Source organism: Rothia sp. HSID18069, from assembly GCF_003989155.1.
Classification (GTDB): Bacteria; Actinomycetota; Actinomycetes; order Actinomycetales; family Micrococcaceae; genus Rothia; species Rothia aeria.
Window position 1 is genome coordinate 76,772 of sequence record NZ_RBMG01000005.1, and the last position, 18,696, is coordinate 95,467.

The window sequence follows — 18,696 nt, forward strand, 5'->3', positions numbered from 1 at the left end:
GCGACCTCACAGCATATTTTATAACTATGCGTTATTGTGTATGGCTAGCCTGCGAACCAGGTGATAGAAGCATCAGCTGCAGAACCCGCCGTTTGCGGCCGCAGCCCCAGTGACTGTTCGGAGGCGTGCAGAAGCGCGGGCTGGGCGGTTACCGCATTGGGCCGCGTAAAGTCTAGCGCCGGACCCGCAAGCCCCTCGCCGGAGCGCATCTTCACCGTTGCAAGAGTCTTAAGCACCGACTCGTTATTCATATCAAGGTTCAGCGCTGAGGCGTAGGCAAGGGCCACCACGGCATCATGGGAGCGGGAATCCGCATAAGCAGCCACGGTACTGAATTCCTGGTCGCCGCTGAGGGTCTGCACATTGGAGTCTGCGCTCATAATCCCCACCGCTTTCAAAAAGGCAGACATGCTCCGCCCTTCATCTGTGGACTGCAGCGCCACCGAGTCGGAAGTATCCACTCCGCTAGTGGCCAGCGACGAGGAGATGGCCCCACCCTGTTTCACCAGCTCTGTGCTAAAGACCGGGCTTATCGCCTGGGGCGAGAGCAGTATGGTGGTTTTGACGGCGGCCTCTTGAAGCGCCTTCACAAGGCTAGCCTGCATAGCGGCGGGCGCGGCAACTGTCACCGTCGTCCCGGGGCCAAGCTCCGCAGTTTTTTCTGCTACAGAACGGGCCAGCGCAGCCGGGTCGTCCCCAGGCTTATATGTGAGAGTGTGGGCTGCCAGAATACCGGTGCTGTACCCTTGGGCCTCAACCGCTACAACCTTATTCGGGTCTTCCACCCCGGACTGCAGGGCCACGAGCGACGCCTCAGCGTTGGGTGCAAACGACCACACCCCATCGCCGGTTCCAACGTTGTCGTACACCTCAATCATGGGGATATGGTACTCTTTCGCCGCTGTCACAGCGCCTTGCACGTGGCTTCCGGAAGAGGCCATGACGATGCCCTCAACCCCTTCGGCCTTCATCTGCTCCACGGCTTGCCGGGCGCCCGTCTCAGTGCCCCTATCGTTGAGGGTCAACAGCTCTACAGGCGCATTACCCATGTGCAGACGGTACGCGGCCACCGCCGCACCCTGAGCGGGCTGCAGCCACTCCGAGCCTTCAGTCTCCTCACCGTAGGTGACAATCACCCCGAGCTTAATAGACTTACCAAGCGTGGGAAGTTTAATATCTAACGGCACACTGGGAGCGGCGGCCGCACCGGGTTTTGGGGACTCGTTTTTAAAGGTCGGCAAGGGGCTGCGGCCCGAGGTGAGCCACATGCTGGTGGCCACAACCAGCGCCAGCACCCCCGCAATAACAGCCCCGACGGTCAACACGATTTTCACGCGTGACCGCCGAGGCGTCTGCTGCCCTTCGGGGTTAGCCATTCTGTGCTTCTCCCACGCGGAAGGTGTACAGCACCCGAACTTCGGCGTTACCAGCATCCGAAAGGTGGAACGGTTTCATCTTCTCCAGGGACTTGAGCGACTCCTTGAACTGCGCCTGACGCAGCTGAATGTTAGCAATATCTTCAGAACGGATGCTCGTGTACCCCTGCGCGTTCTGGGAGGCTAAAGCCAGCTGATAGTCGGCCGAGCCCGCCTTCGCAGAATTCGATTTGAGCGAGCCAAGCAGGCCAGCCCCTTCAACTTTACTGTCGCCAAGGTCAAGCATGATCTTATTCAAATCGCTGTACAGCAGAGCGGAGGAGCCTTCCAAGTCTCGGGTCGCTGCAGAGGTGCGCTGATCAAGCAGCCCCAGCGACTGCTGGGTAGCCCCGTCGAGGGCGGCCCGCACATTATTGGTACGCTCCGACAGGTCTTTACGCTGGTTCTCAACCGAATTGCCGGCACCAACCACAATATTGTCGGAGGTCTCTACCAGCTGGTTAATGGAGCGTGAGAACGCATCCTCAACAGCACGGTTGCCGCTCTGCCCACGGTCCGAGATCACACGGATCTGCTTGCCAATGAGGTCGTTCACCTGCTGCGCGGTCTTATCAGAGGAGTCTTTGAAGGCTGCCTTCACGGTCTCCGAGATTTTATTGTGCTGCTCCGCCAGATCTTTGAGGTTCTGCCCCAAATCGTCGCTCTTGCGGGTGAGAGCATCCACCTTCTGCTTGAGGGCGCTGATGTTCTTCTCCTGCTCACCGTTACGGTCACGGTTGGTGTCGCCGAGCTTGTTCGCTTCATCCTCTAGGGCTTTGAGCTGCCCGTCAAGATCATTCACCCGAGCGTTAACCCGCTTAGCGTCTGCGGCCAGGCCCTTTTCCGCGTTCGGGTCGGTTTCAGCAGAGACGATCCTCCATCGGCCCTGCTGCTCAACGATACGCTGATCCATGGGCTTACCGTGGTGCGGCTTCACCTCGTTAGCGTTCTCCACTACCGCTGCGGGGGTGGTAGCCTCACCGGATGCCCCCTCCGAAGGGCTCGCGCTGGCACTTGTACTTGCGGATGCTGAAGGCTCAGCACTTGTGCTCGGTGCCGCTGAAGGCTCAGCCGAAGGCTGATCGTTGGGGGTATTGGGGGTGTTAGGTTCGGGCGCAGGTTGCGGCTGCTGCCCACCACCTGCACCGCAGGGGGTAGCCGTGAGGTAGGAACGTAACCGCGCCACCTCATCGGGGCTCAAATGCCCGCCGCGTTCGGTAGAGAGCTCACACAACTGATCTGCGAGCTTCTGATTCTGCTCCTGGGCAGACCCTTCACCGGTGAGCTCTGCCTGAGCCTCCTGAGAAGTCTTATAGATACGCCCAATACCTTCCTGCAGGCTGTTAGAGGACTCCTTGAGCGAGTTCACGTTGCCACGGATATTCTTAATGGTTTCTTGAACTTTCGCGGTGTCTGCGCTACCTGAATTTTGCGAGTTCAGATAGTCAGAAAGCTGCTGAATAGACGCCTGCAGGTCGCTGTAGTTCTTATTGGCGCCCTTAAGGTAATCCGGTCGCATATCGTTAAGCAGCGAGTCGCTGGCCACGGTTAGACCAATCAGGTTAGCCTGCACAGAGGCTGAGGTGCCGTACAGGGCACAGGTCACCGAATCCCCACCGTGATCACGGCACTGTTCGGGGCCGGGGTCTTTCGGACCGATAATCTGCGAAAGGGTCCCCGACAGTTCCCGCTGGCATCCTGCGTTGGCTTGGGCGTAACTGCCAAGCACATCCGCAAGCTGCACCAGATTGGAATAGACAGAGCTGCCGCCATGGGGGGCGGACCGATCCACCGTGCAGGAGTTGCCGCTGGCGTTAACCTTCACGGAAGGGTGCACGGAGGTATCCCCCAGCGCCGAGTCGAGGGAGCCCACGGTGCGCTCCAGCTGGGTTATCAGCTGAGAATTATTGGTCTGAGCGGTTTTGGAAAGATCAGTTTTCAGATCACGGATCTGGCTGCTGAGCTCCTCCATGCGTTTGGTGAGCTTCTCGTTGCTGCCTTTAAGGTTTTCGGCGGTGCCATTACCCAAAGAACCAGCGGTGGAATCCAGGTTTTTGCGCAGCTCATTAATCTGGTCACTAGCCGAGAGCAGGGTGCCGTTCACATCCGAAACAACCTTCATGGTGCGCTGCAGCAACGCCATCTGGTTCTGGTCGTTCTTATTGAACCCGTTAGTGAGCACGTTTTCACTGGACAAAGAGTCAGCAAACCCCGGCTGCACCGCGATATCGAAGTTAGGAACCTTAAAGTCCTTCGCATCCATCTTTAGCACCAGGGACGCGTTCGCCTCAGTGGTAGGCGGAGTGATGATAGTACCCCACTGCACCACCGCCTTGCCGTCCGAGTTGGAACTAATCACACCGTTAGTGGCGTTAGGGTCCTTAGCGTCAAGGCTGCTGCCAGCAACCACCTGATTGGGGGTTGAATTTTCCAGCACTGTGGAAGCGGCAACAGTCAGCGGCACACCCACAAGAGCTTTTTTCTTATGGCTGCTCCCGCCAGCATCATAGGTAATTTCCTGCGGTTTAACACTCAGGTTTTCAACCGAAATTTTAATGGTTAGCGGCCCGGAATACCCCTTAAGCTCATTCAAGTCCGTGCCGTTGCCTTTATTGCTCTGGTACTGCACCGACACACGCACGGGCACATCGTTCACCACATCGCTCACCTTATACTTCACGTCTTTAGTGGAGCTCTGATGGGTGTGCTCATTCACATAAATATTGGTGCTATTGATTGCTTTAACCGACCCGGTGTGGTCAACATTAACGTTCACATTCTGCAGGATATTTGTGGGGTCACTTACCTGCTGTTCGCTTCTGCGGGTCTCTGTGGGGCCATCATCAGCCGAAGGGGAGTCGGAGGAACACCCTGCGAGCAGCAGCATTAACGCTACCCCCGCCGCCAGAGGTGCCTTGAGCAATCTAGATGCGCGGCGTTTCTGCGACGTTTGGCCGACTGTATCGCGGCTGTTAGGCGCTTGGCGGGCTGTCATAGTTACACTCCTGAGATAGGAAGGGTACGCGTATGCGCGGACCCAGTTAGTTTCGGTGATGTTCAACGTAATTCTTTTATTTTACGACTAATCCCCCTCCACTTTAAGTAACCTGGAGTGTGAGAAACGGAATGAGGTTGGATAATAAGGTAGTGAGATGAGCTGCCCCAGCCACTCTACGGGTGGTATTAAACACGCCAAACAAGTCACCGGAGAGGAAGTTACAGGGTGAAAATTCTAGTTGACCTACACGGGTTCACGCGCACCTTCGAGCTGGACCACTGGCAGGAGAATACTACGCTGAGCGACCTTATTCTTGCCGCCGGTGGACCCTATATCGCCCCCGACGACCCCCTGTATCTAGACTCTCAGCCGCTACAGGGCGCCTCGCAGCTGGGGTCGGTGGCACTGCTGGAGGGGAGCGTCATCAGTCAGCGCCCTCTACCGATGGCCCGCCCCATACGCGGCTGGAACCTCACTCTTGCTGGTGGTACCAGAGCCGGAGCCATCGTGCCCCTGGCGAAAGGTAGGCCCCTCATCGTGGGCCGCTCACCACAAGCCGACATTGTGCTGCCCACCGAAAGCGCCTCATGGGAACACTGCCGTATTGAACGCACCGAAGAAGGCGTGAAAATTACTGACGCCGGCTCCACCAATGGAACCTTCGTCAACGGTATAAAAGTACCCGAAGAAGGCACAGAAACCGACGAATTTGCGGTTATCTACACTGGTGGTGCTGTGCTTTTGCTACGGCCCCAACTGGCTGAGACCCCCGCCCCCAAACCCGGGATGCTCCCAAACCTCACACCCGCATACACCGCACCCTATAACCGTCCGCCACGGGTTGCGCTCATGCCAGCACCAGATACCGTCAAAATACCCAAACGGAAAAACGTCTCAAAACCATCCCGCTTTAGTATTGCAACGGTTCTAGCCCCCCTCATCTTCGCAGGCGCCATGGTCGCAATGATGCGTGAAATCCGTTACGCCCTCTTCGCAATACTGAGCCCGATAGCTGCCCTCGGCATGTGGCTCGAACAAAAATGGCGCTTCAAAAAGGAAACCCGCGAAGAAGAAGAACGCTTCAAACAGGAACTCGACAAAACCAAAGAAAAATTCAAAAATATCTACAACCACGAGCGTATGCGTCTTCAGGAGCTCGCCCCAGACCCTGTCAGCGTCATGCGCCGCATTGAACTACCCAGCGTGGAACTATGGCAGCGCCGCTTCAAAGCCGCTGACTTCATGGCGCTTCACGTGGGGTACGGCAACTATTCATGGGTTCCTACAAATGACCTAACAAGTAGCCAAGAACCCGAAAAAGAAATCCAAGAACTCCTAGACTCCTCCATGCTCATGGGGGCACCAATGATCGCCGACCTCACCGACTCAGGGGTAATCGGTATCGTAGGCAACCGTGAAGGCGCGCTCGCACTGGCCCGTAGCCTTCTCATGCAGTCCGTCACCCACTGCGGGCCCGCAGACCTTACCCTCGGTGTTTTCTTCGACCAGGGCAAAGAGGAAGAATGGGCGTGGACCTCATGGCTGCCGCACACCCGACAAAGCGGATCCGCTGTTGGGGGGCGCTGGATCTCACACAACTACGAACAATCCACCGCCATGCTCAAAAACCTACAACAGAGCATTGATGGGCTGCTCTCACCCGGTTTAATGCTCGTTATAGACTCCGAAGTACTCACCGAAGGTCACGACGCCCCCGCACGTAAACTCCTCTCCCACGGGCGAGGCAGCGACCCTAACCGGGCATCCAGCCGTGAGAAAAACCTCCACAAGGTGTATGGTATCGTGATCGCCACCTCTGAAGAACAGCTGCCAGCTTCCTGCACCGTAGTGGTTGACGTGGGGGAGGACGCCGCTGCAACATTCTTCGAGCCCGAAAAACGCCGCACCGTTGAGGACGTCATCATTGGCGGCATCGACTTAGAATACGCCGTTCAGCGCGCCCACCTGCTCGCAGAGTTCGAAGACCCCGAACTCGTCATCCCCGGCGCGGGCCTACCCTCACTGGTGCGCCTGCCAGAAATCACAGGAGTGGGCACCCCGCCCACCGCCCAGAAGATTATTAGTACCTGGCAGAAATCCAAAGGATACAGTACCGAAATCGGTGTCGGCGACCAAGGCGTGTACACCCTCGACCTCGTCAAAGACGGCCCGCACGGCCTCGTTGGCGGTACCACGGGTTCGGGTAAGAGCGAATTCCTGCGCTCCCTCGTGGCGGGCCTAGCAACCCATAACGACCCCACCCGTCTGAACTTCATCCTCATCGACTTCAAAGGCGGTGCGGCCTTCAAAGCCTGTGAACGGCTGCCGCACACCATCGGCACCATCAGCAACCTTGATGAGCAGCTGGCAAACCGCGCCCTCATCAGCCTCGAAGCCGAAATGGAGAGGCGGCAGCGGCTCTTCGCCGCCGCCGGTGAAGGCGTAGACAACATCACCGAATACCTGGCCACCAACCCGCCAGAACCCATGCCGCGCCTGCTCCTGGTCATCGACGAGTTCGCCATGCTCGCCAAAGACTTCCCCGATGTGCTCAGCTCACTTGTGAGTGTTGGTGCTGTGGGCCGAACCCTTGGCGTGCACATGATCCTGGCAACCCAGCGGCCCGCCGGCGTGGTGAACAACGATATTCTGGCAAACACCAACCTGCGTGTAGCGCTGCGTGTGCAGTCCAAAGAAGACTCCTCGAACGTGATCGAAGTTGCTGACGCAGCCTCCATTGAGCGCTCGCAGATGGGCCGCGCCTACATCAAACTGGGGCAAACCGATATTACCCCCATCCAGACCGCGCTGGTAACCGGGTTCAGCGGTGTTATTGAGCACGAACCTATTGAGCTGCGTTCCACTAGTATTTTCGGGGTTCCTGAAGCACCGCGTGCCCTCCCCAAACCCAAAAACAGTGACGCCAACGACCTGGACAACCTCATTGACGCCATTATCGCGGCGAATCAGGAGCAGCGCTACGCCCCGCCGCGCAAAGTCTGGCCTGAGGCGTTGGGCAATAACCTGCCCCTCAACAATTTTGGTGCACTCCAGCCCGACACTGCACAGACCGCACCGCAAGTAGACTCAGACGCGCCGCCGGTCGGAACCCTAAACGGTAGTACCGTGCTCTTCGGGCTTGCAGACATCCCTGAAGGTCAGTGTCAGGTACCTGTCGGATGGGACTTCAAAGTCAGCAATATGTTCCTCATCGGCACCCCCGGCAGCGGCACCAGTACAGCATTAGCATCTATGGCGTTCACCCTGTGCCTGAACACCGACCCGGAACAGTTCGACATGCTGATCCTCGACTTAGGCGCCGGAACACTCGCACCCCTGCAGAACCTACCGCACGTGAGCGCCTATGTGGGGCCCGGTGAAGGAGCCAAAGAACGGCAGACCAGGTTCTTACGACACCTCATTAACGAGTTAGAACGCCGCCGCTCCAACCCCGCCGGAAACCGCGACCTGATCATCCTCATCGACGGTTACGGAACCCTCCGCGACGAATTTATGGAATACTCTGGTACCGACTACCTAGGCGCCTTCCACCGCGTCTACTCGGAAGGGCCCGCACTGGGCATGCACTTCATCATGGCCACAACACGTCTCAAAGGCATCCCCTCCGCTGTGAACGATGTTACCCAGCAACGCTGGCTCTTCCACCTATCAGATCCCTACGACTACTCCGCCTACAAAATCAAGGGACCTGACATCCCTGCGCAGGTTCCTGGACGATGCGTCGATGGCAGCACCATCCGGCAGATCCAGGTCGCAATCCCACAGATGAGTTTCGCCGACGCCGTGGAGAACGTCATACACCGCTGGGGAGCCGTCGACAAACCGGATGTTATCGGTCAGCTGCCGTCCCTTGTGCCACTCTCAAAGATGGGAGTGGAGCCCTCTATCGGCGGCGAGAACTGGATTATCCCGGTTGGTATAGCAGAGCACAACCTTAAACCGGTGGCGATAGAGCTGTATGAGGGTGAAAGCGCCCTCATTGGCGGATCACCGCGCTCCGGGAAAACGACCCTGCTCCAGGCTATCGCCGACTCTGTCATACAGCAGCGCGAACGCGGCGAAAACAACGCCCAAGTGTGGGTTATGTGTACTAGGCGCTCGCCGCTGGCCCACCGTGATTTTGACCGTAAGGCAGTGACCCCGCAAGAGATCACAGCTTTAGCGGCCGAGCTGGAGATTACCGAGGAACCGGTTCTTCTGCTCATTGATGACGCTGAACGCATTGACGATGCGGGGGAAGGCATTACGAATATTCTGAAGGCGGAGTCCCCCTGGATTCGTGTTATTGCTACCGGCAAGCCGGGTGAGCTACGCACCATGTATTCGCACTGGACGAAGATGGTGCGTAAGTCGCGTACTGGTGTACTTCTGCAACCGCATGTTGACTATGATGGGGACATGTTCTCAATGAACCTGCCACGCCGCGCACCTGTGGCTCTCACTTCGGGGCGCGGATACGCGGTATTGGGCGGTATTCCGGTGTTAATGCAGGCGATGAGCCCCGACGGCCTTGAAATTAAGCCAAAGATGGCCTCATAGTGTGGAGCGTCTTCTAGAAAATATCCCTCACGATACTCGTTACCGTGAGGGATATTTCTGCAGTTACCAGCGTGTGCCTAGTTGAGTTTTGGCTCCATGTTTCCGGTGGCCATGCCGGTGATGCGGGGGTTTGCGGTGAGGAAGTCGATGACGCGGGGGTAGTGTTCGATGGCCCAGGTGATTTGTTGCATGTCGTGGGGGTTGTTGGGGTCTGCCCAGCGGTCTTGGGTGCAGCGGAAGTATAGGTGTGCGGGGATGGTGTATTCTTTCATGCCGCGTGGGGAGTAGGCGGCGATGGTGTAGCCTTTGTCGTTCCAGAGCCAGATGCTGTCGGGGTCGGTGCCGTCGTTGTCGGGACGGTTGGATTCTGGGGTGTATTGGTATTCGTTGATGGAGGTGGTGCGGAGTTTTCCGGTGAGTCCTCGGTAGGTGATGGTGTTATCGGGGTTGAACCTGAGGTATTTGGTTTCGTAGTAGTACATACCAATCAAACCGAAAAGGAGACCAATAACGGCAAAAATCACAACGATTGTTTGGAATTCTGCAAGGTGCGTAAACATGTATATATTCATCCCTCCAACTAGGGGAATGTAGATGCTCCAGACCCAGGGCTCTGAGCGGGGGAGCCTTTTGACGAGGGCTCCGCTGCGTTTGTCCCGGGCGCGACGTACCTCGTCCCGGGTGATGTAGAAGATGATAAAGAGGAATGAACAGGTAAGATAAATCAGTATAGGAGACATCTATAAGTGCCTTTCCCGTATCATTTAGTAATCTAGTTTAAAACTGGGAAGGAGGGTTTACTTAAAAGATACCCTTTAAGTAAACCCTCCTCCATCATATGAGCAGGTTAGTTTTCTGAATCGGTGGTTCGCACGACCAAACGATCGTCAAACACGACCATTCATACGGTTGTCGTTAATATTGGTACATGCACCCTTTCCAATAGATGCTATATCCTATGGAGCCCCTTATCACCTTAGTCTTGGCCCCTGCCTCTGTAATAAGGTCGATAATTGTAAAAATTAAACTAGGGTAACTCTACACATTCCTAGTTAATGGTAGGGTTTGTAGTATCGCGGGCAAGCCCTTTCATACTAGGATTCTCTGATAAATATCGTGTTATCACAGGATAATGTTCTATAGCTTTATTGATAGCCTGCATGTCATTTGGGTCAGCAGTGTCAGCCCAGCGGCCATTAATGCACCGGAAACATAGGTGCGCCCCAATAGAATACTCTTTAAAAGCTTGTGGGGAGAAAGAGGCGATATTGTTACCATCGTTATCCCAGAGCCAGAGGTTATCGGGTGAATCTGGTATATCGCTATTGAGGCTTTCGGTCCTAGAGGTATATTTGTACTCATTAATTGAGGTAACAGATGTTGTTTTTGTTTTCCCCAGAAAAGAACGATGAGTAATAGTTGCATCAGGATTAATGCTGAGGTATTTAACCTCATATCGGTATACGAGAGATGCGGCCACTAAGACAAACGTAACCATCCCAAGAATATGTGGTAGTTCAACACCTGGCATAAGTACACATAAAGCAACAGAGCAATCAACTGCGAAAACCAGTGTGAATATTCCTATCCATCCATCAAACCGAGGAAGGCGCTTCACATTTTTCTTTTCACGTTTAAAACGAGCACGTCGTAATTCGTCATAAATAATGTAAAAAAGTATGACTATCGGAGATGCTATGAGGGATGTTGCAATAATATTTGTTGGTGTGTCCATATCCGTACCTCTTGGAACAGGGTGAGAGGTAATCTCCTTGTGGGTTGCGGGGTGTGATGGTTAGTTTTTGGGTGTGTGAGGGTGAGGGTTTCGGTGGCGAGGTTGTTGCCGTTGGGGCTGATGCTGAAGTATGTCATCTCGTAACGGTGTCTCATAACGAGTCCAGTAAGTAGAAGAGTTACGACGAGCGCAACAACTGGTTCAGGGCTGATATCTATGGTGGCAGGAAGAGCTGCTATATCAGCAAATATAAGTAATACCAGTATGCTCGCCCACCCCCTCAAACCGATGGAGGCGCCTGACATTAGCTCCGCTGTGTTTGTCCTGTGTACGGTGTATTTTGTCCCGGGTGATGTAGAAGATAATAAAGAAGAATGAGCAGATGAAATATATCAGGAATGCAGGCATTATTCTTATCTTATAAATACGGGACGTTCACAAAGCATCACAGCTATCTTAAGCTTTCGGTCTGTACACACCCACAATACGGGATGTGTACAGACCGAAAACGTTATTCATGGGCTTTGCGCCTTATGAATAAGTCCCAGTAACCCAGAAACCAACTTAGAACCGGTAATGGGTTAGGTTACGTGAGCAAGGTACCTTTACTCTATTTTGCTGGGCCCTCTTTACGATGCCTAGGACCTTCTACTCCTTTCTGATGCCGTGGAGTCTTTGAGGTTTCAGGATCTTTGAAACCCTCATTTGGCTTTGCACCATAATGCACCCCATAACGTCCGTGATCATTTTCAAGGTGTTTGAGTCCTGTTCCGGTTGCTACGTTATCGATACCAGTACCCACGACCTTGTTATAGGCCCCAGTCCCGACGCTATTCAAGTAACTGTAATCCTTGCCGTTCTGGTCGTGGGCGACCGTCTTATCCTGAACCGGCTGCTCTAGTAAACTTGCTCCAGGCAGGCTTGATCCACGAGATACAGCTTCCTGCCTCAGGGAGTATTTCACCTTACCGGGTAAGGTTGTAGGAGTTTTCATCTCTGGCAGGGCAGAGTTGACTTTTTGCTCAATTCCGTGGGTAAGCACCCCAGAACCAAAGCCCGTTACCGCGTTTACAGTAGCCCCCGCCACAGTAGGGTGATCAGCATCTTTAATATAGCCAAGAGTATTTGCGGCACTGTTTGTCACACCACTCGCAAAGGCTTCAGTGGCATACTTTTTACCGGTTTCAGAGGCAAGCTTAGTGGTAACACCTGAAACTGCTGGAAGTTTAGAACCGACATAGGTAGCTGCCTTACTCGTTCCATTACCAACCATGGTACCTACGCCCGTAGCGGTGACTGCTTTCCCAAGTCCAAAAGTGGTTACTTGGATTGCTGCCTGCGTAACGCCTCCCTTAATCATTGAGCCTTTATCATACGTCCCGTCAGCGTTCATCTTGGTGCCATCACCTACGCCGTAAACACCTGCCCCTGCGATAGCAACATACGGGGCAGCGGGACCGCAAACAAGACTTACCGCCATAATGGTTGCACCAGCAATATGGTACAAAGTCTGTGTATTCTGTGTATCAACGTATTTTTTGAAATCCTCATGGCTTAATGGAGCTGTTCCCCAGGGGTCGATCATACCGACCGGGTCATGCCCCAGGAAAGAGTACGAGTCCGCGAACCAGCCCGCACCTATGATGGGCGGCAGGGGATCTTGGGAAAGGAACTTCTTTGACGATGGGTCAAACACTCGTGCGCCCATCAGCGCGAGTCCGCCCACTGCGAGCGTGCCGGAACCGGTGAAGGACACACCCTCGGGCAGCCCCACACTGGTAAGCAGCGCGGATGCACCCGTGCCACCAAGAGCACTGGGCAAGGTAGGTGCACCGGGAGTCTGCGGCGCACCAGTAGCGCTTATACCCCCTAGCCCGGGAGCGCTCAGGGCACCAAAACCGACCATATCCCCGGTATTGGGTACCCCGGGGACACTCCAGGGGTCAAACCCGCCCGGTACTGCCGCTTGGGAGAACCCGCCGTCAGCCCCTGCAACCGGAATACTCCCGGCCCCCAGCAGCTGCGGGGCCGAAGAAGTCGGATCCCACAGCAGCGGCACCGTTACCTGGTCGTTACCAGTGATAGCGGTGGCAACCCCGGCAGCGTCGGCGTGCACCCGAAGACGCGAACCTACAGTAATATCCCCAGTGTTGGTAGTGTCGCTGACGGTAGCCAGAGCACCGGTAATACCCCAGGTGTAAGTACGTTCTCGAATCACACCATCCGAGGTGACGCTCTTCTGCCCAGTACGCTGCCCGGCTGCGTTATAGGTGTAGGACACTTCGGTACTCACCCACGCGGCAGAAGCACCCTCAGGTGTGTGGGGCCTTTCAATCGTGGTGCAGTGCAGCAGCTGGTTGAGCCCGTTATAGATGAACTGACGCTCACCAAGCAGAACCCTGCCCTGAGTGGTCTCATCCTCGGTGGTGTTGTGGTGGTAAAGGCGCTCGGCAACCATGAGCCCTCCCTCATACACCCAGGTGAGTTCATACCCGTCAGCGCGAGCACCGGTCAGCTGCCCGGCCTCGTCGTAGGAGTACATCACCAACCCACTCGTCGTGGAATCAAGCCCGATAATCCGGCCGGTGTGGTCCCGGATCACCTGCACACCCTCAGCAGTGTTTTCATCGCCCTGCTCGCTGGTGTGTTCATAGGAGGACACCAACCCGTCCTGCTCGAAATCCCAGGTCGAGATAGTCTCGCCGACCTGAGCACGCACCAGGTGCCCCATCACATCGTAGGAGAACTCCCCAATGACCGACTCGCGCTCACGCACACTAGGGCCAGCGATTGAGGCTGTGTTGATTGAGCGGATCGGGCGTCCGGCACCGTCAAGCATCCACTGGGAAGACCCGTAGGGGGTGAACATCATCGTGCGGAACCCATCGGCATCATACGCATAGGTGAGCGTATACGAACCTGTACTGGTGAACGTCTCCAGGGCCTCAGCCGTACCGGGATCGCTGGTATTCTCGGTCCCATCGACCTGGCGGGTGTACTCGATCAGGTTCCCGGTGGCATCAAAGACACGCCGGTACGTCACCGGGGTATCCCCGGTGTGATCCTTCATCCACGTAATCGTCGATCCCGGCAGCGCGGGCGTACCCGTGCCGTACTCAGCAGCTAAGGAGCCGTCGATAAGCGTGCGGGTCAGATCCCCCGTGCGGGCATCGTACTCGAAGGAGCGGGTACGAACCCCGTCATCCTCAGACAGCAGGCGCCCGGCGGCATCCCACGTATAGGTGGTGCGAATAGCCGGAGTCGTAACGACGTTATCCGGGCGAGGCTTCTTCGCAACCTCAAGGATGCGCCCGGCGGCATCGTACTCGTACTCGGTGATGGCCCCAGTCGGATCCGTCACTGAGGTCAGCAGCCCGTCCGCGTCGTAGGCGAAGAATGTCCTATTTCCCAAGCCGTCGGTAACCCGCACCAGCTGGCCGAGCTCATTATAGGCGTAGCGGCGGGTACCAAAAGTGGAATCCTGCACCCGCACCAGCTGGTTGCACGCATCCCACGCATAGGTGGCAACGCGGCGTCCTGCTTGAACCTTTATTAACCGCCCGGCGGCATCATAAGTCATCTTTTCCACAAGCCCGTCAGGGGTGTGTCGCTCGATCACCTGTGAGGCAGCATCATACACCAGTGTCGTTACAGCCCACCGGGTCGGTTCTTCCCACGAGGACGCCCCGGTGACGGGATCGGTCACCCGCACAGGCTCATTAAGCCCCACACGCTCAGAGGACAGCCTTCCGCAGGTGTCGTAGGTGTAATCGGTAAACCGGCCCGCCGCACTAATAATGCGGGTGACACGTCCAGCGGCATCACGTACATACCGTGTGAGCCCACCATTGGCGTCCAGGGCCTCGACGATATTCCCGGCAGCATCATACGTAAACATCTGCCGACCCGTCGACTGCGAGGATGTACCAGCAGCGGCGATAGCCTCAGTAGAAGAGGATACTCCGTGCGAGATCCCCGTCCCGGTAGTACTAGCAATACCTGCACCAGCAGCACCAGCTCCCGTAGGCACCCCAGAAGCACTGTGCGAGGAGGATACAGAACTCCTAGATGTCCCGTCCTGCTGGCCGATTTCGGTCACCCGCCCAAGAACATCCACCTTGCAGAACGCCGACGAGAAAAGACCCTCACCGGTACCAGCAACAGACTCAACACCCTCACGCCGGTCGATCGACCGGCGGGAAATAACCCCCGTCGCATCCGTGATTTGGGTGATTTCCCCAGCATGATCGTACTCGAACCGCGTGATGGCTCCAGTAGGATCAGTCAGGCTAATCAACTGGGACAAACCGTCCCAAGAATACTCCCACACCCGGTTTCCGGCGGTGACCATCTTCACTAAGTTTCCGAAAGTATCGTACTCACGATGGGTCTTGCCTCCGGCCGCATCTGTGACAGTCGCGATATCCCCACCGGCTGTATAAGTGAACTCAACAGTCGCCCCATCAGGGTTAATGACTGCGCTGGGCAATGTGCCAACTGCAGAATTACGGGTACCACCTTGTAACTGTTCGCGCGCCATATAGGGGGTGCCATCGCCAACAGGGGACTCGGGGTAAACAAATGACCACTTGGCACCCAGCGGATTTATCACGGCGGAAATTACACCCGCTTCATTGTACTCAAGCGTGGTAGTGGCCCCTAGTGGGTTTGTGACAGAGGTTATCTGACCAGCGATATCTCGGGTAAATCGGGTAGTATTGCCAGCAACATCACCTAATGCAACAATATCGTGGTGCTCATCATACTCCAGGGTGATGTACACACCTGTTGGGTCGCTAATTTTCAGGATATCGCCTTCGGGGGAATACTCCCACGTGGTAGCTTCCCCGGCACCGTTGAGAACAGCTATTGGGTTTGGGTTCACCACCCAGGAGCCTTCCTCGTACCGGTACGAGCTCACCGGCATAGGCTCGCTGAGGTTTTTCACGTCTCGGGCATCACGCACACTTACTGAGAGCAGCCGATCCTGTTCATCCCAGGTGTACGTGTAATCAGCGCCCTCGGGGGTACGCTCACGCTTAATGTGACCACGCGCATCAGAGGTACGTACCAGACGTGAACCGTCACGTTCAGTGATGCTCACACGGTTGCTGAACCGGTCATAGCTCATCGACATGCGTGTACCGTCGGTTGCTGTAATGCTCAGCAAACGCCCCTTAGCGTCAGAGACCCAGAGATTTGAATTTTCGCCAGTATCAGCATCAGCAATGATGGTCGTGACATTCGGTGTATACCTGTAGGAAATATCCCGTCCGTACTCGCTGATCTGCCCGATCACACGGCCGGAATCATCATAGGTATTAGTGACTTCAAGATCACCGCGCGAGTTAATCACTCGGTGAATCAAACCCCGCTCAGTGTGCGTATAGGTACGTGTTCCAGCACCAGTCGTTACCTCAGTAAGCAAGCCAGATACCTGCACCGAGGCACTGGATTCAGCAGCTTCGGTATAGGAATAGACGACGTTCTGCACCGGTTTCCCGGCACGTTCACCAACGGTGTTGTACGTGAATGCCGCCGCTGGACGCACACTACCGGTTTCCTCAGCAGGCTCATAGTCCACATGAACACCGCGATGCGCTACTGGATGTACCAGATCCGTCACCCGGTTTTCAGCATCCAGAACGAACACGGTCAAACTGCTCAGATGCCCCTGTCGGTGTGCCACTGGTGCACCAGAGGGGGCGTAGAAATACGCCTCATGCTGGTTATTATGCGTCATCCACAAGAACGGAACCTCAGGAACCACAGCAGAGCCACCTGTGACTGTAGCCTGCTCATAAGCCCGCATTTGCGCATCGCGCACTCGGGTAAACAACTCATCCGTGGCGGGAACTTTGGTCAGCCACCATGGCTCCCGGGCTGCGCGGGCGAACCCTTCGCCCTCCCGGTCAAAGAGCACCGCACGTCCATCAGACATAAACCACGAAGCTTGCTCGTCCTCAAAGCTCAGATGGGTATCCAAGGTCGAGAACCAGCCAAGCCCGAACACGCCTGAAGGAACTTCGTCGGTATGTGTGACCGCCAGACTGTTATACATACGCTTTAGCGACAGCGTCATGGCACTGGTGGTTCCAGCAAAGATTAGGTCGGTCTCGGGTTCGATAAAGTTGCCTGTTGCCACATTGACTGGATCATTTGCAAACCCAGAGGTCGGTGTCGCACCAGAAACTTGGGGAAGCGTGACATCGATATGCGTAAGAGAAATCTGCGGACCTACCTGGGCGTCCAAGGTACTGTCAGCAAGAGCAACTGGGTTTCCGGAACTTGCACCAGCATCACGGAATGCTTGGGCAACCTTATGGAGCCAATCTGTGACGAGGTTACTCTGCTCATTGAGAGTCTTCAGACCACTCATAGCTGGGGAGATATCTAGAGTTCCGAAGGAGGTATCACGTGCTGAATCAAAAGCCGTAAAGGCATCATTGATAGCCCTGTATTCGTTAATGTGCGTATTGGTATCGTCGTTACAGCGGATAACATACACATCCAAGTTATCTGGCATAGCCGAAGAAGTCCCTGACCCGGAGCTTGGCGCGGGAGGCGCAGGAGCGGCAACACTTGAGGGTGCTACAGGTTTGGCAGGTGCGCCTTCATAGCCAGGGCCTACATCGTCATTCCAGGTACTTTCTATGGAGTCGCCCCACCTCTGCCAGAACCAGCGATCTTCCCAATCACGAGCATGTTGACGGTTCCGATTTTCACGGGCTACACATTCCTTGAAATAGTCCACAAGGTCTGCTGCGTATAAGAGCATCGCGGCAACGTTAGTAGCGTTTGCTTTAAGCTGTGCATGCCTGTCTTTAAAATCTTCTGAATATTTCCCAGTAAAGCTGGCGCAGCTTTCAGTGAGTTGTTGGTCGCGTCCGCCTGAAGATCCACCGCCACCTGCCTGCCCATAGGACTTCGTGAGATTATTGCCCGCAGTCCTAAGAGCTTGCCTTAAAGTGTCTGCAGCAGCATCACTAAATTTAACATTTTCTTGTGCTTTGGGTTCTTTCGAAAAATCAACAGACGTAGTAGGGTTGCTTGCACCAGATACACTCACAGTAGGAGCTTCACCACTATCGTTGCTGGCGGAAGTGCCCTCTGGAGTATAAGTTGGCCAGTTATTCCACCCGTTATTACTGTCTTGGGCATGTCCTGGGGTTTTGTACAGAGGAGTAGGGGGTTTTTGTTCAGTGGCGCCTGCCGCGAAGGCAGCGCCAATACTAGCCCCGCTGGCATTAGGAAACGAAGCTGAGCCAGAGCTGACACCATCAGATTGAGAGTACCCTTCTGTTGAAAGAGGAGGGCCATCAGAAGAGTTTGAAGGTTCGTTTTCCGGGAATCCTTCAGAGTTGCTTCCAGCGCTACTAGCGTCTCCTGCTGACGCAGGTGCGCTTACATAGTTCTGTGGCGAAGGCGAAGTAGTGCCTGACGTTTGTTCTATGGGTGTGCCATTGTCTCCATAAATAGCACTGCTTGCAGTAGGAGAAACAGCAGATGCAGCCGTGGTATCAGAACTGCCTAGACCGTCAACATGCTGGCCCGGCCCTCCGCCGGAGAATGTTCCGCTCTGTACATGTGTGTTATTTGAGGAATTGGTCTGTAATGAGGGGTCAGGGTTCACTTGGTGAGAAGACAGGGTTCCAGAACTCTCGTGGGGGTTTGGAAACTGGTGTGGAACGTTCGGATCGGGCTGTGGCAGGTTTACACGTTCGTGATGTCCCGTTATAGAGGATGAAGAAACTGGTGTCTCACCGTTCTCTCCCGGTTGTGCCCCATATGTTGTAGATGAGGCATCCGAATTTAGGCGAGGGTCAGGAAATGAGGTGGAGTGCTGATTCTGCCATGCCTCATGCTGTGATAGATCAGGTTTTCCCTGATCAGGTGCCAACGTATCACGTTGTACATGTGCATTGTTTGCGCTGTCACTCACAATTTTGCCGGTAACTGGCTGAGAATCCGGGTTCGGAGTTGGTGAA

General features: G+C 55.3%; 6 protein-coding genes. 1 reads left to right on the forward strand and 5 read right to left on the reverse strand.

Annotated features, from left to right (window positions below; all coding sequences use genetic code 11):
- Nucleotides 1-44: 44 nt before the first annotated feature.
- Both D8M41_RS10560 and D8M41_RS10565 read right to left on the reverse strand, forming a co-directional pair.
- On the reverse strand, nucleotides 45-1,376 hold the full coding sequence (locus D8M41_RS10560; RefSeq protein ID WP_126926993.1) for a hypothetical protein: 1,332 nt from the start codon (nucleotides 1,374-1,376) through the stop codon (nucleotides 45-47).
- On the reverse strand, nucleotides 1,369-4,410 hold the full coding sequence (locus D8M41_RS10565; protein WP_238693524.1) for a hypothetical protein: 3,042 nt from the start codon (nucleotides 4,408-4,410) through the stop codon (nucleotides 1,369-1,371). Before D8M41_RS10565 ends, D8M41_RS10560 begins: the two co-directional genes overlap by 8 nt.
- Before the next feature lie 228 nt (nucleotides 4,411-4,638).
- Between D8M41_RS10565 and D8M41_RS10570 the strand changes: the two genes are divergently transcribed.
- Nucleotides 4,639-8,973: an FtsK/SpoIIIE domain-containing protein gene (locus D8M41_RS10570; protein WP_126926994.1), complete on the forward strand. Its 4,335-nt coding sequence runs from the start codon at nucleotides 4,639-4,641 to the stop codon at nucleotides 8,971-8,973.
- Between the two features lie 77 nt (nucleotides 8,974-9,050).
- On the opposite strand, the gene D8M41_RS10575 is transcribed toward D8M41_RS10570, so the two are convergent.
- From D8M41_RS10575 to D8M41_RS10585, 3 genes are all read right to left on the reverse strand, one after another.
- Nucleotides 9,051-9,533, reverse strand: coding sequence for a hypothetical protein (locus D8M41_RS10575; protein ID WP_238693525.1), 483 nt, complete (start codon nucleotides 9,531-9,533; stop codon nucleotides 9,051-9,053).
- Between the two features lie 488 nt (nucleotides 9,534-10,021).
- On the reverse strand, nucleotides 10,022-10,708 hold the full coding sequence (locus D8M41_RS10580) for a hypothetical protein (RefSeq protein WP_126926996.1): 687 nt from the start codon (nucleotides 10,706-10,708) through the stop codon (nucleotides 10,022-10,024).
- 610 nt (nucleotides 10,709-11,318) lie between these two features.
- Entirely contained in the window at nucleotides 11,319-17,234 is a 5,916-nt protein-coding gene (locus D8M41_RS10585; protein ID WP_238693526.1) for a DUF6531 domain-containing protein, read from the reverse strand.
- Nucleotides 17,235-18,696 lie beyond the last annotated feature (1,462 nt).

Coding starts and splice junctions, on each gene's coding strand:
- D8M41_RS10580 (WP_126926996.1), bottom strand. CDS start 10,708: ATGGACACACCAACAAATATTATTGCAACATCCCTCATAGCATCTCCG.
- D8M41_RS10565 (WP_238693524.1), bottom strand. CDS start 4,410: ATGACAGCCCGCCAAGCGCCTAACAGCCGCGATACAGTCGGCCAAACG.
- D8M41_RS10585 (WP_238693526.1), bottom strand. CDS start 17,234: ATGCCAGATAACTTGGATGTGTATGTTATCCGCTGTAACGACGATACC.
- D8M41_RS10560 (WP_126926993.1), bottom strand. CDS start 1,376: ATGGCTAACCCCGAAGGGCAGCAGACGCCTCGGCGGTCACGCGTGAAA.
- D8M41_RS10575 (WP_238693525.1), bottom strand. CDS start 9,533: ATGTTTACGCACCTTGCAGAATTCCAAACAATCGTTGTGATTTTTGCC.